A 24509-nucleotide genomic window follows, 5' to 3' on the forward strand; every position below is an offset into this window, starting at 1 on the left:
GGCCACCCTTCTTGCCACCGCACTGCCCGAATCGACCAGCTGGCACTCCGGCATCAGCTGCCGTATCTCGTCATTGAGCAGCGGGAAGTGAGTGCAACCCAGCACCAGCGTATCCGGGGCATTCGCTCCTTCCAACCAGTCCGCCAGCACCTCTCGCAGCAACCGCATGTTGACCGGTCGGCCAGCCAGTTTGTGCTCGGCCTCGAGCACCAGTTCGGTCGCTCCCTTGAGCAGCACCCGCTTGCCCGGCGCAAACTGGGCAATGAGCTCATGGGTATATGCTCGGCTGACGGTACCCGGCGTTGCCAACAGGCCGATGCAGCCATTGCGCGTGAGGGCGGCGGCAGGTTTGATGGCGGGTACGACGCCCACTACGGGAATGCTCAGGGCCATGCGCAGGGATGGCAGGGCGATGGTGCTGGCGGTGTTGCAGGCGATCACCACCAGATCGATAGCGTGCTCGCTCACCATGTGCGTGACCAGCCGGCAGCAGGCGGAGATCAGATCCGGCTCGCTCAGCTCGCCATAGGGAAAGTGGGCATTATCGAAGCAGTAGACATAGTTGTGTGCCGGCAGGGCGCGGCGGATCTCGCGATAAACGGTCAAGCCGCCCATGCCTGAGTCGAACACTAGAATATTGGCCACCTGAGCTCCCCCTTGGATGCGAGGCGGCGATCATACTCCCGCCGGCGGCCAATAGAAAAGGCCCCGCACATGGCGGGGCCTCGCTTTTTCCTCTCTATATAAGCAGAGCAACGGATCAGAGACGGTAATCGGCGGTCAGCTTGAACTCGGTGCCCGGAGAGGCGTAGCCGTAAGCCGGGGCATAGTCGCGATCGAACAGGTTGTCGATGCGCCCGCCCAGAGTGAACTGAGGCGTCACCCCATAGCTGGCACCCAGGTTGACCAGGGTATAGGAGCTCAGCACCACCCGCTGGGCGGGGAAGCTGTTGAAGTCTTTGTCATCCCGCTTGCCCACATAGAGCAGCTCGGTCGACAGATCCACTGGGCCCAGCTGTGCCTGTGTCAGCCAGCTGGCCTTCTGCTTGGCGCGGCGCAGCAGTTGCTGATCCCCGTCGTTCTTGTCCTCGGCCTTGGTGTAATCGAAGCTCAGGTCATGGCGCAGCGGACCGGTTTCCAGCCCCAGTGCCAGTTCCACGCCCCGGATCTCGGCATCGGTGTTGTCCGGCATGCAGGTGGAGAAGGCACTCTGACAGGCGATCAAGTTCTGGATCTGGTTGCGATACAGGTTCACGGACCAGTCCCAGGCGGTATAACGACCGGAGAAATCCAGTTCCAGGTTCTTGCTCTCCTCCGGTTTCAAGTCCGGGTTCTCGTAACCGGGATAGTAGAGATCGAGGAAGGTCGGCGCCTTGAAGGCGGTACCGTAGCTCAGGCGCACGTTGTGGTTGGCGTCGATGTCCAGTCCGGCGGCGGCGGACCAGGTGTTGTGGCGACCGTATTGCTTGTTGTCATCGGTCCGGCCGGACAGCTCCCACAGCAGGGCCTGCCAGCGATAGCTGCCCACCGCAAACAGACCGGTGTTGTCACGATCCGGGGCATTGAACGACTGGCCATAGCTGCTCGAGTCGGATTTCAACTGCTCTTGCTGCCAGTCGGCGCCACCGGTCAGCAGCAGCCCTTCGACTCCGCTCCAGCTGTTGATCCAGGAGAAGCGGGTCAGCCCGGTATGGATGGGCTCGGCACTGGACTCTCCCTTGCTCTCCAGCCAGTTCTTCAACTTGTTCTCGCCGTAGCTGGCCTCCAGCCGGCTGGTCAGGTCACCGTGCTGGTACTTGAGGCCACCGTCGTACTGGAAGGCCTGCACCCGGCTCTGATCCGTTGACAGATAGGGGTCATCCATCTCGGTCTGGTTGTCATAACCCTGGGCGTTGAAGTCGGCGCTCCAGACATCGTTGAAGGCGTGATTTAGTCCGAACTGGCCGTTCAGGCTGTCGAAACCGTCCCGATCCGGCTGCTGGGCACCGGCCACCACGTCAAAGCCGTCGGTGCGCTCATAGCCGATCAGCATGTTCATGTCGGTCTGCTGGCCGAGGGCCTGCACGGTACGCACCTGCCCTTCCCCATAGCCATGGCTGCCCGCCCCGCCCTTCAAGTGGGTCTCGTTGCCGCTCTTGGCCGAGGTCTTGCTGATCAGGTTGATGACGCCACCGATGGCATCCGAGCCGTACACGGCGGCACGTGGGCCCCGGATGTATTCGATGCGCTCTATGTTGCCAAGCGGGATCTGGCTGAGATCCGGCGTGCCGGCCACCATGGCGGCCATGGGGCGGCCGTTCATCAGCACCAGGGAGTGGTTGGAGTTGGTACCGCGGATGAACAGACTGCTCTGGTGACCACGGCCGCCCAGGGTGGCGATCTGCACCCCCGGCAGGGTCTTCAGCAGATCCGGCAGGCTCGACACCTGGCGGGCCTCGATCTCGGCGCGATCGATCACCATCACGGGAGCCAGCACCGAGCCGACGGATTGATCCACCCGGTTGGCGGTCACCACCATAGTATCATCGGCAGGAAGGGAAGATTGGGCGAAGGCCGCCACCGGCAACAGGGCAGCCGCCAATAATTTCTTGGACATTACAGATCCTTAAGTTCGCGTAAGCATCTTTCATGGCCGGTTTCTCTCGGCCAGAAATACGAACTTTGGCAGGTCTTCGGGCTGGGGGGCTGATGGCCTACGGCGACGGCTTCCCACCTGACGGCAGTGCCCTGATGTCGCTTCGTTCCCCCTTACCGCTGCGCGCCAGCTCCGGATTTTCACCGGATTCCCTATTAAGCATGATGCGCCAAAGCGGGAGGATTATAGGAAAGGGGGGCAGAAGAGTATAGCAATTTAGCCATCTATACGTCTTTTGATCATAAAAACAAAACCGGAGCCTGCAGGCTCCGATTTGTCAGATTTATCAGTAGGTTCGGCTATCAGTCCGCGTATTGCGCCTTGGCAGCCGGCAGACGAATGGTGAGGGAGAGCACCAGCGCCACCACCAGCAGCACCAGGATGAGGTTGAAGGTCGCCATGAAGCCGCCGAACAGGGACGCCACTATGGAGCCGATGATGCTACCCAGACCAAAGCCCAGATAGATGACGCCGTAGTTCTTGGTCAGGTTGTTCAGGCCGAAGAAGTCGCTCACCAGGGAGGGGTAGACGGTGATGGTGCCGCCGAAGCTGAACGCCACGCAGGCCACCGCCACGAAGAACAGGTCGGCGTTGAGCGGCACGAACAGCAGCAGTGCCATGCCACACAGGGTGATCAGCTGGGCGATGGTGATGACCCGGATGCGGGACATCTTGTCGGACAAAATGCCCAGCACCAGCCGGCCACCCAGGTTGGCCATGGCGATCACCGCCACCGCGTTGGCTGCCACCGCGGTCGACAGACCGACCATGTTCTCGCCGATGTCCTTGGCCACGCCGATGACATAGAGACCGCTCATGCAGGCGGTGAGGAACATCAGCGCCAACATCCAGTATTGCGGCTTGCGCATCGCCTCGGCCAGGGTGAAGTCGCGGCTCTCGGTCTGCTGCACCGAGGCGACCTGCTGGGGGGCATCCTTCATCAACATGCCGCCCACCAGCACCATGGACATGGCGATCAGCCCCCACAGCTGGAAGGTGGCTTCCAGGCCGTTGTTCGACAGCAGCAACAGGTTGATGTACTTGAAGCCGAGGCTACCCAGACCATAGGCACCGATGGAGCAGGCGGAGATCAGCCCCTTGCGCTCCGGGAACCACTTCACGCAGTTGGAGAGGGTCATCAGGTAGCCGGTCCCGTCGGCGAAGCCCACCAGGATACCGGCACAGAGATAGAGCATGGCCAGGTTGCTGGCATGGGCGGTGAGGAAGAAGCCGATGCCGAGCAGCACGCCGGCGCCGAGGGTGACGTTGCGTACCCCGAACCGCTCCTGCAGCTTGCCCGCCAGGGAGGAGGCGACCGCCAGGGAGAGGCTGAGCAGGCCGAAGGCGAAGGCCACCTGGCTCACCGGCTCGTCCAGCTTGTCGGAGAGCTGGGCGTTGAACAGACTCCAGGTGTAGACAGAGCCCAGTGCGAACTGGGTGATGATGGTACCGATCAGGGTCAGGTACCGGGTGCGATTCATCTCTTTGGTCATGATGCGTCTCGGGCAGTGGCCGTCAGGAAATTGAGGCCACTATAGGCAAGACGCAGCTCGCGCCGACCGATTAAGGCATGAAATGCAGATCGGCGGGAATGAATGACAATCAGAGCCGCATCAGCTGACGGAACGCCTTGATGTTGCTGCGACTGACCGGCACCTCGAACGGCAGATCATGGAGCCGGATGAGGTATGTACTGTTGAACCAGGGCACGATTTCACGGATCTTGTTGATGTTGACGCAATAGGATCGGTGGCAGCGAAAGAACCCCTCCGCCGGCAGCCGGCTGACGAACTCGCTGATGGTCATGGGCATCACGTAGCGATCGGTGCGGGTGTAGACGTGGGTCAGTTTTTCGTCGGCCTCAGCGTAATAGATCTGCTCGCAGGGGGTGACGATGATGCGCTCCCCCTTCACCAGGTTGACGGTGCGGTTCTGCGGCGCGCTCACCTCGGTCCCCTGCCCCGCCAGCGACTTGCCCGCGAGCTCCAGTTTTTGCAACAGGCTGATGAGGCGCGGCTCGTTGTAGGGCTTGAGGATGTAGTCGAATGCCTCCAGCTCGAACGCCTCCACCGCGAATTCCTTGTAGGCGGTGACGAAGACGATGTGGGGCGGGTGGCTCGACTTGTGCAGATTCTTGGCCAGCAGCAGGCCGTCGATGGAGGGGATCTGGATATCCAGAAACACCACGTCCACCTCGTGATCCTGCAGGTACTTGAACGCCTCCAGTCCATCCTCGAAGCTCGCCACTATCTCGATGCTGCTGTGCTGGTTCACCAGATAGATGAGCTCCTCCCGCGCCAGATATTCATCCTCGACGATGATGGCTTTCAACATGATGCAACCTCCGATTCCAACACACAGACCTGCTCTTTCCGAACCAAGCGTTCATCTTCGACCATGATGGCTTTCAGCATGAAGTTGCCTCCGGGCACGGCAGATAGACCGGCTCCTCTCGAGCCAAACATCCATCTTCGACCATGATGGCTTTCAACATGAAGTTGTCTCCGGGCACAACAGATAGACCAGCTCCTCTCGAGCCAAACATCCATCTTCGACCATGATGGCTTTTAGCATAAAGTTGCCTCCGGGCACGGCAGATAGACCGGCTCCTCTCGAGCCAAACCCCCATCTTCGACCTGATGACTCTCAACATGGCATCGCCTCCGGATCCGGCAGATAGAAACAGACTTCGGTACCGGGTTCGAGCCGCCTGAGCTGCAGCCCGTCCCCGTACAGCAGCTTGACCCGCTGATGCACGTTCATCAGGCCGATGCTGCGGCTCTCCACCCGGCCGGCGGCGACCCCATCGATCACCGCCTGGCTGATGCCGTAGCCGGTGTCGCGCACCGCCACCCGGATGCCACCCGCCAGTTGCCTCACCTCTATGGTGACCCGGCCCGGCGCGCTGCGGGGCTGGATGCCGTGCAGTATGGCGTTCTCCACCAGCGGCTGCAGCAACAGGCAGGGCACCTGGATGTGCACGTCGTCCACCTCGAACACCACTTCCAGCTTGTCGCCGAAGCGGGCCTGCTCGATGGCCACATAGTCGCGCACCTGCTGCAACTCCTCCTGGATGTCGATGAGCTCGTCCCCCTTGTTGAGGTTGTAGCGCAGGTAATCCGCCAGGTTGGCGATCAGCTGGCGCGCCTGCTGGGGACGAATGCGGATCAGGGACGAGATGGCGTTCAGGGCGTTGAACAGGAAGTGCGGGTTGATCTTGCTCTGCAGCGCGGTGAACTCCGCCTTGCGGGTCATCTCTTTGAGCTGCTCGATGCGCGATACCTCCATCTGGGTGGAGATGAGCTGGGAGAGGCCCACCGCCATCTCCCGCAACGAGCTGGTGATGCTGTGGGTGCGGCGGTAGTAGATCTTGAGAGTACCGCTGACGGCGCCGTTCTCCCGCAGCGGGATGATGATCACCGAGTGGAAATCCGACAGGTGATACTGGCGCAGATCGTTGTTGATGATGATCTGATCCAGCAGCACCGCCCGCTGGGTCATGTCGCTGATGGCGTGGTGCTCGTCCAGCTCGTAGTAATCCTTGCCCACCCCCACGTAGGCCAGCACGTCGCGGGTGTCGGTGATGGCCACCGCATCGGCGTCGATCTCGCGCCGGATCACCCCGCACACCTGGCCGAGGGAGTGGCGATCGATGTTCTGGAAGAAGGGCAGCGTCTGGTTCGCGATGTCCAGCGCCAGCTTGGCCTGCTTGGCGGCGATCATCTCCTTCTCGTCGTCCAAGTCCTGCACCAGCTTGATGATGAGGCCGATGCAGAGCGCCCCGGCGATCATCGGGTAGGCGATATGACTAACGATCTCGACCCCGACAGAATGAGGTTCTGTTAGGGACCAGATAAGCAGCATGGTCAGCCCCTCACAGGCCATGCCCGCCAGGATGCCGTACAGCCAGAGCCGCGACTTGCGGCAGTGGAGGTGGATCCAGGTCGCCAGCAGACCGGCGATGATGCTGGCGATGAGGCAGGGAATGGAGGTGTGGCCGCCCATGTCGATGAGGTAGCGATGCAGCCCGGAGATGACCCCGGCCGGGATGCCGACCCAGGGCCCGAACAGGATGCCGCCGGAGATGATGGCGATGATCCGCACGTTGATGAGCGCCCCCTCCACCGGGATGCCGGTGTAGGTGCTGAACACCGCGAACAGGCAGAAGATGGAGGCGACCAGCGTCAGCTCGGCCGGGGTGTGATCCCGCTTCTGGAACAGGCGCTGGAAGGGTCGGGTGCGGGTCAGCAGGAACAGCGTCATCAGCATCAACGCCGCCCGTTCAAACACCGCCAACAACATCATCTGGTTTTCGAGCATGGGGCCCTCCGGCCTATGGCCACGAGGGGCGCACTATAGAAGGTATCGAGCGGGAGGCCGCTGACCCACAGCCAGGGCTGGGCAGGGTGTGCGCAGCAGGATCAGGAAGAGCAGCCCCTCGTCGGGGGCGCCAGTTTACCTCAGGTGGCCGGATATGGGAGCAAAGGGCTGCATTGCCCGACCAAAGGGCCTGCGACGGGGGCTTTGGTCAGGTCAGGAGGAGAGGGTGGCGAGCCGGGCGGCGAAGCCCATGAAGAACAGGCCGATCAGGCCGTTGCCGAGCCGGGCCAGGCGCCGCTTGCGTGCAAAGAAGCGCGCCATCAGGGTGCCGCCGAAGATCAGCAAGGTGAGATAGACGAAGCTCATGGCCTCCAGCATGCTCGCCAGCACCAGGTAAGAGACCCAGGTGTGGGCATAGTTGAAGTCGACGAACTGCACGAAGAAGGAGACGTAGAACAGAATCGCCTTGGGGTTGGTGAGGCTCAGGGTCAGTGCCTTGGAGAAGTAGCGCTCGCCGGACTCGACCACCGACGCCTGCCCTTCCCGCCTGGCGATGAAGTTGGCGTGGAGGATCTTTACCCCCAGGTAGAGCAGATAGAGGGCACCGAGGTAGCGCACCAGGGTAAACAGCAAGGGGGTGGTGCGAATGAGGGAGGCGATGCCCAGATAGGCGCAGAAGATCAGGATGGCATCGCCGACGAAGACCCCGAGGGCCGCCTGGTAACCCGGGCCTATGCCACGGGTCGCACCGGTGCGCAGCACATAAATCGAGTTGGGCCCCGGCGCTATGATGATGAAAAACAGTCCGACTAAATAAGTCCAGACGTTGATGACTCCCAGGCTTTCGAACATGCTCCCTCCATGGCGGGTGATGAGCCGACTAACGACGGCAGGCTTTCTATACTAATCCGCCTCTCGCCAAGCACAAGATCCGAGCGGTTATCTGTTCACCCCATCCTCTCGCCGCCCCGACTCCCACCCATTTTGCTATGTCCAGACGGGCCGGGATCAGGCATGGTAGAGGGATCCCAAGGACAACAGACACACTATCTCATGGAAAAGAGCCTCAGCACCGATAACCCTCTCGTCGCGCCCCCCGCGACCGACGCCCTGAATACCACCACCTATCCGGTGATCGCCGCCATCAGCTTCTCGCACCTGTTGAACGACATGATGCAGTCGGTCCTGCTGGCCATCTATCCCCTGCTCAAGCTCGGCCTCAACCTGTCATTCACCCAGATAGGTCTCATCACCCTCACCTACCAGTTCACGGGATCCTTGCTGCAGCCGCTGATCGGCCTCTACACCGACCGCAGGCCCATGCCCTATTCATTACCATTCGGCATGGGATTCACGATGCTCGGGCTGCTGTCGCTGTCCCAGGCGACGAGCTTTGGCGCCGTGCTGCTGTCGGCCATGCTGATCGGCATGGGCTCGTCGGTGTTCCACCCGGAATCTTCCCGGGTCGCCCGCATGGCGGCGGGCAACCAGCCCGGCCTGGCCCAGTCCCTGTTCCAGATCGGTGGCAACCTGGGATCGGCCATAGGGCCGCTGCTCGCCGCGCTGATCATAGTGCCGCAGGGTCAGGGCAGCGCGGCCTGGTTCTCGCTGTTCGCGCTGGTGGGCGTCGTCGTGCTCAGCCTGGTCGGGCGCTGGTCCAGCCATCACGCCGCCAGCTTCCATAAGCGGATGAAGGCCCACGCCGGCAACGGCCTGAGCCGCCGTCAGATCGGCTGGTCGCTGGCCATCCTCGGCCTGCTGATGTTCTCCAAGTTCTTCTACATGGCCAGCCTGAGCAGCTATTACACCTTCTACCTGATGGATAAGTTCAGCCTGTCGCTGGACAGCGCCCAGCTCTATCTGTTCGCCTTCCTGTTTGCCGTCGCGGCGGGCACTGTGCTCGGCGGGCCCGTCGGTGACCGCATCGGCCGCAAGCGGGTGATCTGGATCTCCATCCTCGGCGTCGCCCCCTTCACCCTGCTGCTGCCCCACGTCGACCTGTTCTGGACCTCGGTACTCTCGGTCATCATCGGCCTGATCCTGGCCTCGGCCTTCTCCGCCATCCTGGTGTACGCCCAGGAGCTGGTCCCCGGCAAGGTCGGTACCATCTCCGGCCTGTTCTTCGGCTTCGCCTTCGGCATGGGGGGCATAGGGGCGGCCCTGCTGGGCCAGTTGGCCGACGCCACCAGCATCGAAACTGTCTACCAGTTCTGCGCCTACCTGCCGCTCATCGGCTTGCTGACCGTCTGCTTGCCGACTATCAGGAAGGGCTAGCGGATCGGCGGTGACAAAGGCCGATGGGTGAGGAAATCAGCCATAAAAACGCGGCCCAAGCGGCCGCGTTGAAGCACATCAATCGAGCCGCCGACACGGCTCGCTTGATGTGGATGTATGAGTGCGTGAGTTTGTCAGCAGTACTGCCCCACCACCCAGCCGGAAGTGACTGCAGACCCATTGGAAGTTGTCACCACGGAGTCCGTTATCGCGGCCATCAACAACACGGGTGCAGCATCCATCAGCAATATTGACCTGCCACCCAGCCGGAGGACCAGGCCCACTGGAAGTTGTAGCCACCGAGCCAGCCGGTCACGTCCACCACCTCGCCGATGAAGTAGAGACCGGGCACGGTGCGCGCCTCCATGGTCTTGGAGGAGAGCTCGTTGGTGTCGACCCCGCCCAGGGTCACCTCGGCGGTACGATAACCCTCGGTGCCGTTCGGCAGGATCTGCCAATCCCCCAGCAGGCTGGCGATGGCCGCCAGCTCCCGCTCGTTGTACTGGCGCATCGGCTTGTTGACGAGTTGCCCCAACTCCACCAGCTTGTCGACGAAGCGCTTGGGCAGCTCGCGGCCGAGCACGGTTTTCAGCTCCTGGGCCGGATGGGCCTCGGCCCAGCCCTTGAGGGCAGCTGAAATATCCAGGTCTGGCAGCAAATTGATGTGGATCTTCTGCCCAGGTAGCCAGAAAGAGGATATTTGCAGGATGGCCGGGCCGGAGAGGCCGCGGTGGGTGAACAACATGGCCTCCTTGAAGCGAGTGCCGTCCTCGGCGGTCACCGCCACCGGCAGGCTGACCCCGGCCAAGTCGGCAAACGCCTCTTTCTGCTCCTGATGCAGGGTGAAGGGCACCAGACCGGCGCGGGTCGGCAGCACCGCCAGGCCGAACTGCTCCGCCAATTTGAAGCCATAGGGGGTGGCACCGAGCTTGGGCATGGAGAGGCCGCCGGTGGCCACCACCAGGGAGTGGCAGCGCACCTCCCCCTTGCTGGTGTCGAGCAGGAAGCCGTCATCCGTCTTGCTGACGGACAGAACCTCGGTCTGGTACTGCTGGGTCACCCCGGCCCAGTCACACTCGGTGAGCAGCACCTCGACGATCTCCTTGGCGCTCTCGTCGCAGAACAGCTGGCCCAGGGTCTTCTCGTGGTAGTTGACCCCGTGCCGGTCCACCAGATCGATGAAATCCTGCTGGGTGTAGCGCGCCAGCGCCGACTTGCAGAAGTGGGGATTGCCCGAGAGGAAGGCGTGCGGCCCGGCCTGATGGTTGGTGAAGTTGCAACGACCGCCGCCGCTGATCAGGATCTTGCGGCCCGGCTTCTTGGCATTGTCGAGCAGCAATACGGAGCGACCCCGATAGCCTGCCTGGGCCGCACACATCAAACCGGCCGCACCGGCCCCGATCACCACCACATCCACTTGCATCATCACAACCTTGTTTATCAAAAAATCACAGAGCAGGGCCCGCAGACAGCGCCCTTATCATGCCTGGCGGCATAGCCGCACAAACAATGACGGCCCTCCATCGAGAACGCCGCCATCATGGGCACCAACCGAGGCTTTGGTGTCCGCGTACCAACAATGACGGCCCTCGAGAGGGCCGTCATTGTACTGGCTGAACACTCAGTGTCCACGACTATCAGGGGTTGCCATCCATGATGCTGGCGGGAGCGCCCTTGGCCAGCTCGGCCAGCTCCTTGTCGATGAAGTAGAGACCCTTGCCATCCTCGCCCACCAGCGACAGGCGATCGACGATGCTCTTGAACAGCTTCTCTTCTTCATGCTGCTCGGCCACGTACCACTGCAGGAAATTGAAGGTGGAGTAGTCCTGGGTGGTGAAGGCCACGTGGGCCAGGCCATTGATGCACTTGGTGATGTGGAATTCGTGCTCGAGGGTGGTGCGGAAGATGTCGCCCAGCGAGTTGAACTCATGGGGCGGTGCCTCGATAGCCCCCAATATTGGCATGGCGCCGGTCTCGCTCACGTAGGTGAACAGGCGCTCCATGTGCTGGCGCTCTTCGACGGCGTGCTTGCGCAGGAAAGCCGCGCCCCCTTCGAAGCCCTTGTCCTCACACCAGGCGCTCATCTGCAGGTAGAGATTGGAAGAATAGAATTCAAGATTAATCTGCTCGTTCAACTTCTCGATCATGGCTTTAGCCAACATGATGATTCTCCATGGTGATTTGATTCAGATTGTCGCCACTGTTGCAGCACGAATCAACTGTCCACTTCCGTCACAGGCCATTGTTGTGACGCATATTCCTCTCATCCTGACCCCCATACGGGCATAGAGAAGCAAAGAAGGATGGTGTAACCGGACCCAGCCTCTATGATGGCGCCAATGGTCAGGAAGAAGATGCAATGAGATTGGTGATGGTACTGGCGCTGCTCTGGACGACCCAGTTGCAGGCCTCCCCCCCGTTGTCGGAAGAGGCTGAATTGCAGGCGGCGCGCGATCCCGTCGGCTATTTGCAGCGCCTCGATGCCAGTCAGCAACAGGAGATGGAGCTGTTCCACGCCAGATCCCTGGCCAAGGCGGCACTGGGCCGCTATCCCGAAGCCCTGCTGGACAATGCCCGGGCCCGCGCCCTGGCCAGCGCCCGTCAGGAAAACGCGCGACTGCTGGACTTCCAGTTGCAACAGGTGGCGCTCACCCTGGATACCGAAGCGCCACTGCTGGCCCTCACCTTGCTGGCCCAGCTGCAACCCGCCCTCGGCGGCCACCCGGCCCAGCAGTCCGAATGGCATGCCCTGAACGGGCTCGCCCTCTACCGCACTCAGCAACTCAAAGAAGCGATCGCCGAACTCAAGACCGCCTTCCACCTCAAGCGACAAGAACCGAAGAGCGCGCTCTCCGACCTGCAATGCGCCCGCGTGCTGATGACCCTTGGCAACCTCTATGCCGACCTCAGCCTCCACCGGGAGGCCGAAACCTATTATCAGGATGCGCTGGGGCTGATGGTGCGGTTGCGCGAGCCCAACAGCCAGATCATCATCAGGGCCAACATGGCCCGGCTCTACATCGACATGGCTCGCCCCGCCAAGGCGAGGCAACTGCTCGATGCCCTGCTGGCCAGCCCCGGCCTGTCACCGGACTATCGTGCCATCGTGCTCGGCTATCAGGCCATGGCCTTCAACGCCCAGGCCGACTGGAACGCCGCCTGGCGCAGTCTGGACGAGGCGCAGACCATCTACCAGCGGCTCGGCTATCCGCAGGCGGCTTCCCGCCTGACCGAGACCCGGGCCAGGACGCTGCAGGGTCGCGGGGAGAAGCAGTTGGCCTTGCAGTTGCTGACGACCCGGTCCGACTCCGCCACCATCGACGGTCAGGCGCTGCAGGCCAGGTTGCTGGCGGATCTGGGGCGATACCCAGAGGCGTACAGGGTCATGACCGAGTACATGCAGCACTACAAACAGCACTTCAATCAGACCCTCAGCCAGCATGCCAACGCCTTCCAGGCCGAAATGGAGCTGGCACGCAGCGAGGCCAACAACCGGGCACTGCAACAGGAGAACGATCGCAAACGGCAGCAACTGCTGTATCAGCAGAGTGCCCGTTACTACCAGCTGATGCTGGTCATCCTGCTGGCCGGCGCCCTGATCCTGCTCGGACTCACCACCCGCAGACTGCACCGCAGCTCACGCCACCTCTACAAGCTCGCCACCTTCGATCAGCTGACCGGGCTGCCGAACCGGCGCGCCCTGCTGGAGCGGCTGACCCAACAGTGGCAGCTGGGCGAGCCGCTGACCCTGCTGATCATCGACATCGACCACTTCAAGCAGATCAACGACAGGCACGGCCATCAGACCGGCGATCTGGCCATCCAGAAACTGGCAGAGGAGCTGAAGAACTGGGCCCCCGACCTGCAGCAGGTCGGGCGCTGGGGGGGAGAGGAGTTTCTGGTGGCGATGCCGCAGGACGGTCCCACCTGCTGGCACCTGGCCGAACAGCTGAGGAGCCGGATCGAGAACCTGGGATCCCCTCACATGACCATCAGCACCGGAGTGGCGGAGCGCTCCCCCGACGATGACAGCCTGAATCAGCTGATCCACAGGGCTGACATGGCGATGTATCAGGCAAAACGCCAGGGCCGCAATCAGACCATACTGGCGGCAGCCCCCGGTCTGTTGCCCGAGCTGACCAGCAGCGTGGCCTGAGACGGGGCTGTGTCAGCCCCGCTCCATTCACCCGGTTCAGGGCACCAGCTCGGTCAGTGACGCCTCATTCACCGGCGCCCCGTAGTCGATCTCCGTCAGCTCGAAGCCGTTGAGTTGCATGAAGTCCCGCTTCAACCCGGCAAAATCCCCGAGGGCGTGGAAGTTGTCCGGCGTCACCTTGGACCAGAGCGCCGACACCGCCGCCTGAATGGCCGGGTCCAGTTCGTGGTCGTCCATCCTGATCAGCCGGTTGCCGTCGGCCACCACTCCGTGCGCTCCGTACATCTTGTCGGCAAACAAGCGCCGCATCTGCTCGATGCAGCCCTCGTGCACCCCGCGCTCCTTCATCACCCCCATCAGCAGGCCGAGGTAGACAGGCAGCACAGGGATGTAGGCGCTCGCCTTGGTCACCAGCGCCTTGCACACCGACACCCAGGCATGGCCGCCGAGCTCGGCCAGCTGCAGATTGATGGTCTCGGCGGTGGCGTGCAGGTGCTCCTTGGCATAGCCGATGGTGCCGTCTCTGTAGATCGGGTAGGTGGATTCCGGGCCTATGTAGGAGTAAGCCACCGTCTGCACGCCCGGCGCGAGGCAATCGGCCTGTTGCAGCGCCTGTAGCCAGAGTTGCCAGTCCTCGCCCCCCATCACGGTGACGGTGCCCTGGATCTCCTCCGGGGTGGCGGGTGCCAGGGATTGCTGCACCAGGGTATCCCGCTCCAGATCCAGCCCCCAACCGCTGAACGGCTGGCCCGTGGTCTTGAGCACGGATCGCACCTGGGTGCCGTCGGCCAGCACCCGGATGCCGCTCGCCAGCGAGTAGATCACCAGATCCACCTGTCCCAGCTGCTGGCGGATGGTGTCGATGGCTTGCTGGCGCATGGTGTCCGAGAAGGCGTCACCGATCAGGTTGACGGCGATGCGCCCCTCCTGCTCCGCCGCCTGCCTAAACCAGATGTTGTTGTACCAGCCCGCACTGCCGAGCCCCTTGTCGGAGGGCCCTCGCTCGAACGAGACACCGACGGTGTCAGCCCCCGCCCCGAAGGTCAGGGCGATGCGGGAGGCCAGCCCGAAACCGGACGAGGCCCCCAGCACCAGCACCCGCCTGGGCCCGTTGAAGTGGCCCGCCGCCCTGACGCCGGCGATCTGCTGCGCCACGGCAGCCCGGCAGCCGATGGGATGACAATTGTGGGCAACACAGCCCTGGATTTGCGGATGAATAATCATGGGGGATCTCCGATTGGACTGGCTACAGCATAGCCATGACAGGGCAGATTACCTTGATGTCAGAGGGGATAGAGCGGAGAGGGGGCAGAAAAACAAGAGGGAGCACAAGGCTCCCCAAAGCGGTATTCAGATGCTTTTTGTTGTTTTGTGTTCATTGCGAAGCACGGGCACATCCTATTCCCCTCGCCGGTGCGGGGCAATACGCCGGCTGTGATCGGCTTCAAATTCCTGCTCAATTTACGCACAATTTTTCATCGGAGGCGGCAACATAGCCGTACAGAAAACCCATTCCAATCCTGAGGCCGTGGTGACAGCACCGTTTTAGTTTCATCAGACATTGGTATAGTGAACCCAGGATCAGTGAGGAGAACTCCCATGAATGGAACCTATTACAAACACGTACTGGCCGCGATCGACCTGTCGGAAGACAACCGCAAGGTGATCGAGAAGGCGGTCGACCGGGCCCGCTCCAATGGCGCCAAGTTGTCGGTGATCCACGTCGACGTGGACCTCAAGGATCTCTACACCGAGATGATCGATATCGACATCGACAACGTGCAGGATCAGGTGATCGCCGAAGCGAAGGAGAAGCTGGAAGCCTTCCTGGCCTCGGTGGACTACCCCATCGAGAAGAAGCTGGTGATCTGCGGCGATCTGAGCGAGCGGGTCAACCAGGCGGTCAAGGATTACCAGATTGACCTGCTGGTGTGCGGCCATCGCCAGAGCTTCTGGAGCCTGCTCACTTCAAGCGCCCGTCAGCTGATGAACACGGTGCCCTGCGATCTGCTGGTCGTCCCCTTGCAGAAGTGAGCAAACGGGCGTAGCTTGTTTATCCATGAACATGACCACTTTCAATCACAACAACTGGTGGTGCTGCTCCTAAACAGGCGGCACCGCTTTTCTATGTGAAATTCCCAGAAGAAAACACCGTGACCGCCGAGAGGCGGTCATTGTTTTTATCCCTTTGTCGCCTCCCGGCTCACCCCAACCGGAGAGAATGACATGCACAACCCCATCATACTGACTGGCGATCGCCCCACCGGCCGCCTGCACATCGGCCACTACGTCGGCTCCCTGCGCCAGCGCGTGGCGGCCCAGCACCATTACCGCCAGTTCGTGATGATCGCCGATCTGCAGGCGCTGACCGACAACGGCCACAACCCGGCCAAGGTGACCGAGAACGTACTGGAGGTGATGGCCGACTATCTGGCGGCTGGCCTCGATCCCGCCAAGACCACCTTCTGCCTGCAAAGCGCCCTGCCCGCCCTCGCCGAACTGACCTGCTACTACCTCAACCTGGTCAGTGTCGCCCGGCTGGAACGCAACCCCACCGTCAAGGCGGAGATCCAACAAAAAGGGTTCGAGCGCAGCCTGCCAGCGGGATTCCTGGTTTACCCGGTCAGCCAGACCGCCGACATCACCGCCTTTCGTGCCACCCATGTGCCGGTCGGTGAGGATCAGCTGCCCATGCTGGAGCAGACCAACGAGATAGTGCGCCGCTTCAATGCCCTGGTGGGCAAGGAGGTGCTGACCGAGTGCCAGCCCATCCTGAGCGACACCGGCCGTCTGCCTGGCATCGACGGCAAGGCCAAGATGTCCAAGTCCCTCGGCAACACCATAGAACTCGGCATGTCGAGCGACGAGATCAAGCAGGCGGTCTTCGCCATGTACACGGACCCCAATCACCTGAAAGTGAGCGATCCCGGTCAGGTAGAAGGCAATACGGTGTTCGCCTATCTGGATGCCTTCCACCCGGACAAGGCACTGATAGCCGAGATGAAGGCGCACTACCAGCGCGGCGGGCTCGGTGACATGGCATGCAAGCGGGTGTTGAACGACTGCCTGCAGACCCTGCTCGCCCCCATGCGGGCGCGGCGGCAGGCGGCGCTCGCCGACAAGGGTCAGCTGCTGGCGCTGCTGCACCAGGGGACACTGCAGGCTCGCACCCTCACCGACGAGGTACTGGCCGAGGTCAAGAGTGCGATGGGGCTGGATTACTTCGCCGGGCTGCGCTGAGCCTCGGTCCCCAGCGCGGCTGTGCCGTAGAGTTCGAAGGCGAGCCGGTGCAGCAAGGCCTTGAACCAACGGATCGCCTCGTCATGGGCGCTGAGCGGATGGCCCGCCATCAGGTAGACGATGGGGATGTCCGGGTCCAGCTGATGCAGCCGCAACGGGTAGTAGCGGCAGAAGTGGCGGCCGATCATCTCCGGCACCACTACCAGGTAGCGACCGGTGGCCATCAGCTGTGGCACCGCCATAAAGCTCGGTAATCTGACACCCAGTTCACGCGCCACCTCGAAGCGGGACAGCCAGAGATCCACCATGGCCTGGCTGTGGCCCCAGCTGGAGGTGTGAATATGAGGGCGGCTGACCAGATCGGCCGGCCCCAGCGCATCCGGCAATTCACTGCCAAGGGGGGACAGGCAGACCAGCGGATTGCTGAACCACTCCTCCCGCCACAGCCGGGGCGACAGACTGTTGGCATCGGCAAAACCGATCACCAGATCCAGCTCCCCCTTCTCCAGCTCCCGCTCGTAGTCGCTATCCGCCAGCTCGCACACCTCCAGCCGGCAGTGGGGCGCCTGCTGGACCATGCGATCCACCAGCGTCGGCACCAGGCCGTGCTCCACCGAGCCCGGGGTGACGATGCGAAACACCCGCTGGGCACTGGCGGGCTCGAACCCCTTCGCCTGGCGCAAGCCCTGCTCCAGCATGGCCAGCGCTTGGCGCACCGGCCCCGCCAGCGCCTTGGCGCGTTCGGTGGGCATCATCTCGCGCCGGCTCATGACAAACAGCGGATCGTCCAGCGCACCGCGCAGCCGCCCCAGCGCGTGGCTGACGGTGGATTGGGAGAGGTGCAACCGCTCGGCGGCACGGGTGACGTTGCGCTCCTGCATCAGCATGTCAAACACGGTGAGCAGGTTGAGATCGAGGCGGGAGAGAGGGAGTTCCATCGATATTGGCCATAGTGGAATGACGACAATTCATTTTTGACATAGTAACAGATTGCATAGAATGCGCGGGCAAATTACATCGGAGATTAAAATGCGTAGCTATCTGTTGTTGCTGGCAATCGGCCTGCTGTGGGGTTCCCAGTTCATCTTCATGCACCAGGCAGTCACTGAGATGCCCCCCATCATGGTGGCGGCCGTACGTGCCCTGTTCGGCAGCCTGACCCTGGGTCTGCTCTGCCTGTTCATGCGCCTCAAGAGCGAGCACACGCCGTGGCGCACCTATATGCTGATCGCCCTGCTCGATGCCACCATCCCCTTCATCATGGTGGCCTGGGGTCAGCAGTACGTGGATAGCGCCATCGCCGCCGTGGTCATGGGCTGCATCCCCTTCGTCACCATCTTGATGGCCCCGCTGCTGCTGAGCGGTGAGCGGATCACCAAGGGTGGCCTCGTCTCCGTGGTCATCGGTTTCATCGGCGTGCTGGTGCTGTTCTGGCCAAAACTCGCCAACGGCATGAACGCCGGCCTGCTCGGTGCCATCGCCATCCTGTTTGGGGCCAGCTGCTTCGCCATCGGTCTGCTGATGATCAAGCGCTTCGCCAAGGACCACCCCGTGGTCGTGGCCCGCAACATCCTGATCTCGTCGGCCATCCAGCTGTTGCTGGCTGCCCCCTTCGTCACCGATCTGAGTGCGCTCACCCTGCCGAGCCATCAGGCCATGGGTGCGGTCGCCGTGCTGGGCGTGTTCTGTACCGGCCTGGTCTACTTCCTCTACATGGCGCTGATCCAGCAAGCGGGCCCGACCTTTGCCTCCTTCAGCAACTATCTGGTGCCGCTGTTTGGCGTCATGCTCGGTGCCCTGTTCCTCGGCGAGCAGATCCAGTCCACCACAGGTGCGGCACTGGCGCTGATCCTGGGCTCGGTGGCCCTCAACCAGTGGGCCCAGCAGCGTCGCACCCAGCGGGAGGCGACCCCATGTCAGGCATCCTGACCACCCTCTGTGGCGCGCTGGTCCTGATCGCCGGCTGGCAATATCGCCACCGGCTGGCCGGACTGCTCGGCCTGCTGATGCTGACCCTGCCCTGGTGTTTCGACAGCAAGCTGCAGGCCATGCTGAGCTATGCCCTGCACGCCTGACGATTGACTCTGAATCTGTGATGAGACTGTGCGTCTCCTGTTTTTGGGACCGTGTTAACAAAACCTCCGATTTGTCCCCTGTACCGGCGCTCTGCGCCGGTTTTTTTATGTCTGCTCCCCACCCCGCAGGTAACGGTATTCGAGCCGCTCGTTTTTACGCGGGCCGGTGATCTCCCAGTTGAGCCTGAAGCCGCCCGGCAGGGGCACCAGTTCGGCGCTGTAGTGATCCTGACCACACAGATGGGGCTCGGCGGTGAGCCAGCGCCCATCCGGCTGGGGCTGCAGTTCAAACAGCAGGACCGGCGCCTCGTAGCGCAGATGGGAGAGCGAGATCCCCCGTTCACCGCGCCACCACCAGAAACGGTTGTGCATGGCGAGTTCGCGGCCATGAGGCGTTGTATAGCGGCCCGTCTCGGCAAACCGCCAACCCCCCTGATGATCGGTCACCCGCACCTCTCCCTCGCCCCGCCCGTTCCAGTCGGTGGCGGAGCCCACCCCGTTGCTCGCCTCGAAGGCAAATGCTCCGATCTGTGGCAACAGTGCCCATAAACGCTGGATCGCGCCTTCCAACTCGGCCATCATAGCGCCCTCCAAATTGACAACTGACGACAATTCAATCACATGAACTACTTGATAGGGGTCACCCTGCTCTGGTCCTTCTCCTTCAGCCTGATCGGGGTCTACCTCGCCGGCCAGGTGGATGCCTACTTCTCCGTGCTGACCCGCATCGCTCTCGCCAGCCTGGTGTTCCTGCCCTTCCTGCGCCGTCGCTGGCTGAGGCCCGATCTGGTCATCAAGCTGATGGCACTCGGTGCTACCCAGCTCGGCATCATGTATCTGTTCTATTACCACTCCTTCCTGCTGCTGACGGTGCCGGAGGTGCTGGTGTTCACCATCTTCACCCCCATCTACGTCACCCTGATCCACGATCTGCTGGAGTCCAGATTCAAGCCGACCTATCTGTGGGGTGCCCTGCTCGCCGTGTTGGGAGCCGCCGTCATCCGCTTCGATGGCTTGACCGAGAGCTATGTGCTGGGATTCCTGGTGGTGCAGGGAGCCAACATCTGCTTTGCCATCGGCCAGGTCGGCTACAAGGTGTTGCTGGCACGGGAGAAGGAACAGCCGCCCCAGCTCGCCGTGTTCGGCTGCTTCTATCTGGGAGCCCTGGTGATCGCCCTGCCCGCCTGGTTGCTGCTGGGTCAACCCCAATACCCGACCACCAACCTGCAATGGGGCATTCTGCTCTGGCTGGGGGTGGGGGCATCCGGGCTGGGTTACTTCCTGTGGAACAAGGGTGCGACCCTGGTCAGCAGCGGCGTGCTGGCCATCATGAACAACGCCCTGATCCCGGCAGGGTTGCTGGTCAACCTGGTGCTCTGGGGCAAGGATGCAGACCTGCTCAGGATCACGCTGGGTGGTCTGCTGATGCTGGCTTCCCTCTGGGTCTGCCAGCGTCAGCCGGCGCATAAGGCAGACTGACGATCAGCCGATCGATGAGCCTGCTGATGCAGGCTCTCTATGGATCTGCCTGCGCCGTAGGGTGAGTGAGTGCTGACTAAAAGTTAACCGACAACGGTGTTGTGTTCCCGTTTGGCCTGGCCGTGACAGGAGGCCAGCCGGGCCAGCAGGTGATCGATCTGCTCGGCGCTCTGGCTCTGCACCAGCCCGATGCTGACGGTCACCGGCCGCTCCGGCAGCAGGTTGGCGTCGGCGATTTCGAGGCGCAGCCGCTCGGCAATCTCCAGGCCGCTCAGGCGATCGGTCTGGGACAGCATCAGGATGAAACCGTCCTCGTCCCAGCGGGCGAAGGGATCTTCCCGGCGCAGCTCGCGGCGCACGATGCGGGCCAGTTTCGCCAGCATGGCGTCGCAGGCCACCTCGCCAAACAGCTGCAGTATCTTGCTGCTGTGATCCACGGTGAATTGCAGCAAGCAGAAGCTGCCACTCTCCTGTGCCAGCCGTTCGTCCAGCAACAACTCGAAGTAGCTGCGGCTCTCCAGCCCGGTGAGAGGATCCGTGTTGTGGCGCTCATCCAGCTGGGGGACGGCCGGATCGAGGTGGCGCACCACGCCCAGCCGTTGGCCCCGGCCATCAGTCTGTACCCGCTCCTCCAGCCGGAGGTAGTGACCCTGATGGTGCAGGATGCGGTACTCGATCCGCAGCTCGTTGCCATTGCCGCCCAGGCAAGCCCGGATGGCCTCTTCCAGGCGGCTGGCATCGTCCGGGTGCACCCGCGCCAACCAGCCGAGGTCATCCAGCTCATCCCCTTCCAGCCCCAGCAAACGCAGGCAGGAGGGATCACGCCTCAGCCCCAGCTCCGCCGACCAGACCCAGATCCCGGCCTCCAGCACCGCCATGGCTTGTGCCATCAGGGGCATATCGAGCCGGGTCACGGTCTCCACCCAGGGAATTACATCTCTTTCCATCACGCGCCTCGAAGCCGGATCCAAATATCAGCCCAAATAAGTAGCATTGGCGCTCGCGCCGAGCAACAGGCTCGGCCTGCTTTTCCTTATCCACCCACCTCAACCCTTTCACAAAATGATGCAGCCGGAACTCAGCCAGCGACGCCTTGATAACCCGCCATCAGCGATTGCCAGTTTTCCGGCACGAAGTGGAAGCTGGTGTGTAGCTGGGACTCCTTGGTGAAGGAGCGCAGCAGTCGCTCCAGGTTGGCCTGCTGCCAGTTGCCGGGGGTGCGGATCGCTCCCTTGTCGAAGTCGATCACCCACACCTTGCCCTCCTTGTCGAGCAACAGGTTGTGGCTATTGAGATCGGCGTGATAGACACCGGCATCGTGTAACTGGCGCACCGTCTGGCCGACCTTGTGCCATATCTCGCTGGCAATGCTGCCCTGCTTGAGCAGCGCCACCAGATCCTTGGCACCGCGGATGCGCTCGATCAGGATGTCGGCACGATAGAAGGGACCCTGCTTGACCATCCGCGCCGCAAACGGGCGCGGCACCGGCAGGCCCTGCTCGCTCAGCCGGGCCAGCAGGCGGTATTCGGCCATGGCACGGCTCGTCTCCACCCCTTCAAACCAGAAACGATCCCGCACCAGCTTGCCCACCATGCCGCCCCGATAGTAGTGGCGCAGCACCAGGTGGCGCGACTCGTCCTTCACAAACCAGGTCACCCCGCGACCGATGGCGGAACCCACCACCTGACGATGGGCCTGCCACCAGGCCGGATCGAACAATTCGGGGGAAGGGTCGCTGAAGGCCCCTTCGGCATACCAGCAGATCTGGTTATGGATGGTCTGTGTCAACATCTGAAGATTCCGGTCGATAGTTGGGCGCAATGTATCAATCCATGGAGAGTGTGCCGGTCAGGCATGCCAGCTGGCGCGATTTTACAATCCACAAGGGAGTTTGCATAATGCCATCCATCCATTTTGCCACCATTGCGCCACATCATGCCTCTGTTCCAAACGCCACCATCTTCTATCTGCATCCTGCGGCTCTCCGCCATCGGGGATTGCTGCCACGCGCTGGCGCTGGTGCGCGTCATCCAGCGGGAATGGCCAGAGACCCGCATCACCTGGATCACCGGCAAGATTGAAGCGACACTGTTTGCCGACCTGCCGGGAGTCGAGGTCATCGCCTTCGACAAGGGCAAGGGCTGGCGTGGCTATCGTGACCTCTGGCAGACCCTCAAGGGGCGCCAGTTCGATGCCCTGCTGCACCTGCAAGCCGCACTGCGGGCCAGCATCGCCACCCTCGGCATCCGCGCCAGGGTCAAACTCGGCTTCGATAAAGAGCGAGCCAACGACGGCCAGTGGCTGTTCACCAACCACAAAGTGCCCTCACCCGCCTCCCCCCATGTGCTGGACGGCTTCCTCGCCTTCGCCAAAGAGCTCGGCATCCAGGATTTGACGCCAGACTGGCAATTGCCCCTCAGTCCCGAACACAGGGCCTGGGCCCGGAAGAAGGTGGACGGCAAACCGACTCTGCTCATCTGCGCCGCCGCCAGCAAGGCGTTCAAGAACTGGACCGCCGAAGGCTATGCTGCCCTGGCGGATCACGCAGCCAGTAAAGGCTTTCAGGTTTACCTGTGCGGAGGCCCGGCCAGGCTGGAGCGGGATCTGGCCGCCGACATTGCGCGGCTGAGCCACAGCAAGCCGGTCGATCTGGTGGGCCAGACCAATCTCAAGCAGCTGCTGGCGCTGATCGCCGAAGCCAGCCTGGTGCTGGCGCCAGACACCGGCCCCACCCACATGGCGACCCTGGTGGGCACCCCGGTCATCGGCCTCTACGCTCATCACAATCCGGCCCGCACCGGCCCCTATCTGTGCCGCGATTTTGTGGTCAGCGTCTATCGGGAGTTGATCGAGCAGGAGACCGGCAAGCCGCTGGCCGAGCTCGACTGGCGCACCCGCCTCAAGGATCCGGACGCCATGAGCAAGATAGACAGCCAGCGGGTCATCGCCGCCTTCGACCGGATCTGTGCACAGTATCGGCTGCCAGGCGCTGAAAAACTCGGAAATTCCGAATCCTGAGGCTGAGATAACCTGCTGGCCCCTCTCCCGGGTCAAGGGCAGAATAGCGCCCTGTGGGTAACGCTCCCGCAGCAAGCTACGAATACTTTGATCGGCTGGAATATGATTCCGGCCGTTTTTTTATCCGCCACCATCTGCTAAAATTCGCCGCCTTTACATCCCCCTGATTCTGATTTTTCCGTGTTTTGCGAGCGACTGTCTCCCTTTCGGGCACAAGACGGCGGCCTCTGCTACAACCAAAACACGGGTCTAGATTAAAGGTAACGACATGGCGCAACAAGGCACTCTCTACATCATCTCCTCCCCGAGCGGGGCGGGTAAGTCCAGCCTGATCAATGCCTTGCTGACCAAGCATAACGATGCTGGCAAGATGCAGCTGTCGGTCTCCCACACCACCCGCGCCATGCGTCCGGGTGAAGAGGACGGGGTGCACTACCACTTCGTGCAGGTGGAAGAGTTCAAGACGCTGATCACGCGCGGCGACTTTCTGGAATGGGCCGAGGTGTTTGGCAACTACTATGGCACCTCCCGCGCCGCCATCGAGGCCTGTCTGGTCCGGGGCATCGACGTCTTCCTCGATATCGACTGGCAAGGCGCCCGCCAGATCCGCGAGCAGATGCCGACCAAGTCTATCTTCATCCTGCCTCCCAGCCGCGCCGAACTGGAGCAACGCCTGATCGGGCGCGGCCAGGACAGCAGCGAGGTGATCAAAGGGCGGATGGAGAAAGCCATTGCCGAAATGGTGCACTACGACGAGTATGACTATGTCATTATCAACGAAGACTTTGAGCAGGCGCTGTTCCAGCTCAGGGCCATCATCGAGTGCCAACGGCTGGAATTGCGCCAGCAACAGCAGGCCCAACAAAACTTGCTGCAACAGTTGCTGGCAGAATAGTCCGAAAACAAGTAAACTTTTGCGTCATTTTTAAACACCGCTTTTTTCAACACAGAAAGCCCAAACACTGGAGTCCTGCATGGCACGCGTTACTGTAGAAGATGCTGTAAAACAGGTAGGTAACCGTTTTGACCTGGTGCTGGTCGCCGCGCGCCGCGCCCGTCAAATCGCGGTACAAGGTAAAGATCCCCTGGTCGATGAAGAGAACGACAAGCCGACCGTGATCGCCCTGCGCGAGATCGAGCTGGGTCTGGTGAACAATCAAGTGATGGACACCCAGGACCGCTACGAGCAGCAAGAGCAGGAAGCCGCCGAGCTGGCTGCCGTTGCTGCCATCGCCGAAGGCCGCGGTTAAGTCATTCTTCCGGTTGGCACCCGCCCGGGTGCCGACTGTTCTCCCATTTACAACCGCTCGA

General features: G+C 62.1%; 23 protein-coding genes and 1 riboswitch (1 of these 24 cut by a window edge). Of the genes, 10 read left to right on the top strand and 13 right to left on the bottom strand.

Features of this window, described 5'->3' with window-relative positions:
- The 6 genes from murI to leuE all read right to left on the bottom strand — a co-directional run.
- On the bottom strand, positions 1–645 hold the 5' portion of the coding sequence (gene murI, locus ACZ9IL_RS17465; RefSeq protein ID WP_476004610.1) for a glutamate racemase. It extends 144 nt beyond the left edge of the window; the window shows 645 of its 789 coding nt (coding positions 1–645); its start codon is at positions 643–645; its stop codon lies off the left edge, out of view.
- A gap of 115 nt (positions 646–760) precedes the next feature.
- Positions 761–2596, bottom strand: a complete 1836-nt coding sequence (locus tag ACZ9IL_RS17470) for a TonB-dependent receptor domain-containing protein (RefSeq protein ID WP_476004611.1) — start codon at positions 2594–2596, stop codon at positions 761–763.
- A 50-nt stretch (positions 2597–2646) separates the two neighbouring features.
- A riboswitch (cobalamin riboswitch) is annotated at positions 2647–2824 on the bottom strand.
- A 113-nt stretch (positions 2825–2937) separates the two neighbouring features.
- Positions 2938–4128 carry an L-lactate MFS transporter gene (locus ACZ9IL_RS17475; RefSeq protein ID WP_476004612.1) on the bottom strand — a complete coding sequence of 397 codons (1191 nt, stop codon included), beginning with the start codon at positions 4126–4128 and terminating at the stop codon, positions 2938–2940.
- 109 nt (positions 4129–4237) lie between these two features.
- Entirely contained in the window at positions 4238–4969 is a 732-nt protein-coding gene (locus tag ACZ9IL_RS17480; protein ID WP_476004613.1) for a LytR/AlgR family response regulator transcription factor, read from the bottom strand.
- A 312-nt stretch (positions 4970–5281) separates the two neighbouring features.
- A complete protein-coding gene (locus tag ACZ9IL_RS17485; RefSeq protein WP_476004614.1) occupies positions 5282–6955 on the bottom strand; it encodes a LytS/YhcK type 5TM receptor domain-containing protein in 1674 nt (557 codons plus the stop codon).
- 213 nt (positions 6956–7168) lie between these two features.
- Positions 7169–7807: a leucine efflux protein LeuE gene (leuE, locus tag ACZ9IL_RS17490; protein WP_476004615.1), complete on the bottom strand. Its 639-nt coding sequence runs from the start codon at positions 7805–7807 to the stop codon at positions 7169–7171.
- 201 nt (positions 7808–8008) lie between these two features.
- On the opposite strand from leuE, the gene ACZ9IL_RS17495 reads away from it, so the two are divergent.
- Positions 8009–9229: an MFS transporter gene (locus tag ACZ9IL_RS17495; protein WP_476004616.1), complete on the top strand. Its 1221-nt coding sequence runs from the start codon at positions 8009–8011 to the stop codon at positions 9227–9229.
- A 241-nt stretch (positions 9230–9470) separates the two neighbouring features.
- Here the strand turns inward: ACZ9IL_RS17495 and ACZ9IL_RS17500 are convergent, their stop codons facing one another.
- Positions 9471–10655, bottom strand: a complete 1185-nt coding sequence (locus ACZ9IL_RS17500; protein WP_476004617.1) for a BaiN/RdsA family NAD(P)/FAD-dependent oxidoreductase — start codon at positions 10653–10655, stop codon at positions 9471–9473.
- Between the two features lie 211 nt (positions 10656–10866).
- The gene (gene ftnA, locus ACZ9IL_RS17505; RefSeq protein ID WP_476004618.1) at positions 10867–11391 is read right to left on the bottom strand and encodes a non-heme ferritin; all 525 of its coding nucleotides are present in this window, start codon (positions 11389–11391) and stop codon (positions 10867–10869) included.
- Positions 11392–11600: 209 nt separating this feature from the next.
- On the opposite strand from ftnA, the gene ACZ9IL_RS17510 reads away from it, so the two are divergent.
- On the top strand, positions 11601–13385 hold the full coding sequence (locus tag ACZ9IL_RS17510; protein ID WP_476005372.1) for a GGDEF domain-containing protein: 1785 nt from the start codon (positions 11601–11603) through the stop codon (positions 13383–13385).
- Between the two features lie 36 nt (positions 13386–13421).
- Here the strand turns inward: ACZ9IL_RS17510 and fabV are convergent, their stop codons facing one another.
- Positions 13422–14609 (bottom strand): enoyl-ACP reductase FabV, encoded by a 1188-nt coding sequence (gene fabV, locus ACZ9IL_RS17515; RefSeq protein WP_476004619.1) that lies wholly within the window; start codon positions 14607–14609, stop codon positions 13422–13424.
- 375 nt (positions 14610–14984) lie between these two features.
- Between fabV and ACZ9IL_RS17520 the strand changes: the two genes are divergently transcribed.
- Positions 14985–15419 carry a universal stress protein gene (locus ACZ9IL_RS17520; protein WP_033130880.1) on the top strand — a complete coding sequence of 145 codons (435 nt, stop codon included), beginning with the start codon at positions 14985–14987 and terminating at the stop codon, positions 15417–15419.
- A gap of 192 nt (positions 15420–15611) precedes the next feature.
- The gene (gene trpS / locus ACZ9IL_RS17525; protein ID WP_476004620.1) at positions 15612–16625 is read left to right on the top strand and encodes a tryptophan--tRNA ligase; all 1014 of its coding nucleotides are present in this window, start codon (positions 15612–15614) and stop codon (positions 16623–16625) included.
- Here the strand turns inward: trpS and ACZ9IL_RS17530 are convergent.
- Positions 16604–17563 carry a LysR family transcriptional regulator gene (locus ACZ9IL_RS17530; protein WP_476004621.1) on the bottom strand — a complete coding sequence of 320 codons (960 nt, stop codon included), beginning with the start codon at positions 17561–17563 and terminating at the stop codon, positions 16604–16606. The genes trpS and ACZ9IL_RS17530 overlap by 22 nt on opposite strands.
- Before the next feature lie 91 nt (positions 17564–17654).
- On the opposite strand from ACZ9IL_RS17530, the gene ACZ9IL_RS17535 reads away from it, so the two are divergent.
- Both ACZ9IL_RS17535 and ACZ9IL_RS17540 read left to right on the top strand, forming a co-directional pair.
- On the top strand, positions 17655–18554 hold the full coding sequence (locus ACZ9IL_RS17535; protein WP_476004622.1) for a DMT family transporter: 900 nt from the start codon (positions 17655–17657) through the stop codon (positions 18552–18554).
- Positions 18539–18700 (top strand): hypothetical protein, encoded by a 162-nt coding sequence (locus ACZ9IL_RS17540; RefSeq protein ID WP_476004623.1) that lies wholly within the window; start codon positions 18539–18541, stop codon positions 18698–18700. Before ACZ9IL_RS17535 ends, ACZ9IL_RS17540 begins: the two co-directional genes overlap by 16 nt.
- A gap of 105 nt (positions 18701–18805) precedes the next feature.
- Here the strand turns inward: ACZ9IL_RS17540 and ACZ9IL_RS17545 are convergent, their stop codons facing one another.
- The gene (locus tag ACZ9IL_RS17545) at positions 18806–19279 is read right to left on the bottom strand and encodes a DUF6314 family protein (protein WP_476005373.1); all 474 of its coding nucleotides are present in this window, start codon (positions 19277–19279) and stop codon (positions 18806–18808) included.
- Positions 19280–19321: 42 nt separating this feature from the next.
- On the opposite strand from ACZ9IL_RS17545, the gene ACZ9IL_RS17550 reads away from it, so the two are divergent.
- Complete coding sequence (locus ACZ9IL_RS17550; RefSeq protein ID WP_476004624.1) at positions 19322–20179, top strand: carboxylate/amino acid/amine transporter; 858 nt, start codon at positions 19322–19324, stop codon at positions 20177–20179.
- An 83-nt stretch (positions 20180–20262) separates the two neighbouring features.
- Here ACZ9IL_RS17550 and ACZ9IL_RS17555 read toward each other — a convergent pair whose 3' ends face one another.
- Together ACZ9IL_RS17555 and ACZ9IL_RS17560 are read right to left on the bottom strand one after the other, a co-directional pair.
- The gene (locus ACZ9IL_RS17555) at positions 20263–21126 is read right to left on the bottom strand and encodes a sensor domain-containing diguanylate cyclase (protein ID WP_476004625.1); all 864 of its coding nucleotides are present in this window, start codon (positions 21124–21126) and stop codon (positions 20263–20265) included.
- 131 nt (positions 21127–21257) lie between these two features.
- Positions 21258–21971, bottom strand: a complete 714-nt coding sequence (locus ACZ9IL_RS17560) for a 3-deoxy-D-manno-octulosonic acid kinase (protein WP_476004626.1) — start codon at positions 21969–21971, stop codon at positions 21258–21260.
- A 144-nt stretch (positions 21972–22115) separates the two neighbouring features.
- On the opposite strand from ACZ9IL_RS17560, the gene ACZ9IL_RS17565 reads away from it, so the two are divergent.
- From ACZ9IL_RS17565 to rpoZ, 3 genes are all read left to right on the top strand, one after another.
- Positions 22116–23198 carry a glycosyltransferase family 9 protein gene (locus ACZ9IL_RS17565; RefSeq protein WP_476004627.1) on the top strand — a complete coding sequence of 361 codons (1083 nt, stop codon included), beginning with the start codon at positions 22116–22118 and terminating at the stop codon, positions 23196–23198.
- Between the two features lie 268 nt (positions 23199–23466).
- Entirely contained in the window at positions 23467–24093 is a 627-nt protein-coding gene (gmk, locus tag ACZ9IL_RS17570) for a guanylate kinase (protein WP_476004628.1), read from the top strand.
- A gap of 79 nt (positions 24094–24172) precedes the next feature.
- Complete coding sequence (rpoZ, locus tag ACZ9IL_RS17575; RefSeq protein WP_005307060.1) at positions 24173–24448, top strand: DNA-directed RNA polymerase subunit omega; 276 nt, start codon at positions 24173–24175, stop codon at positions 24446–24448.
- Positions 24449–24509: the final 61 nt, after the last annotated feature.

The organism is Aeromonas sp. TECH754 (assembly GCF_056279295.1).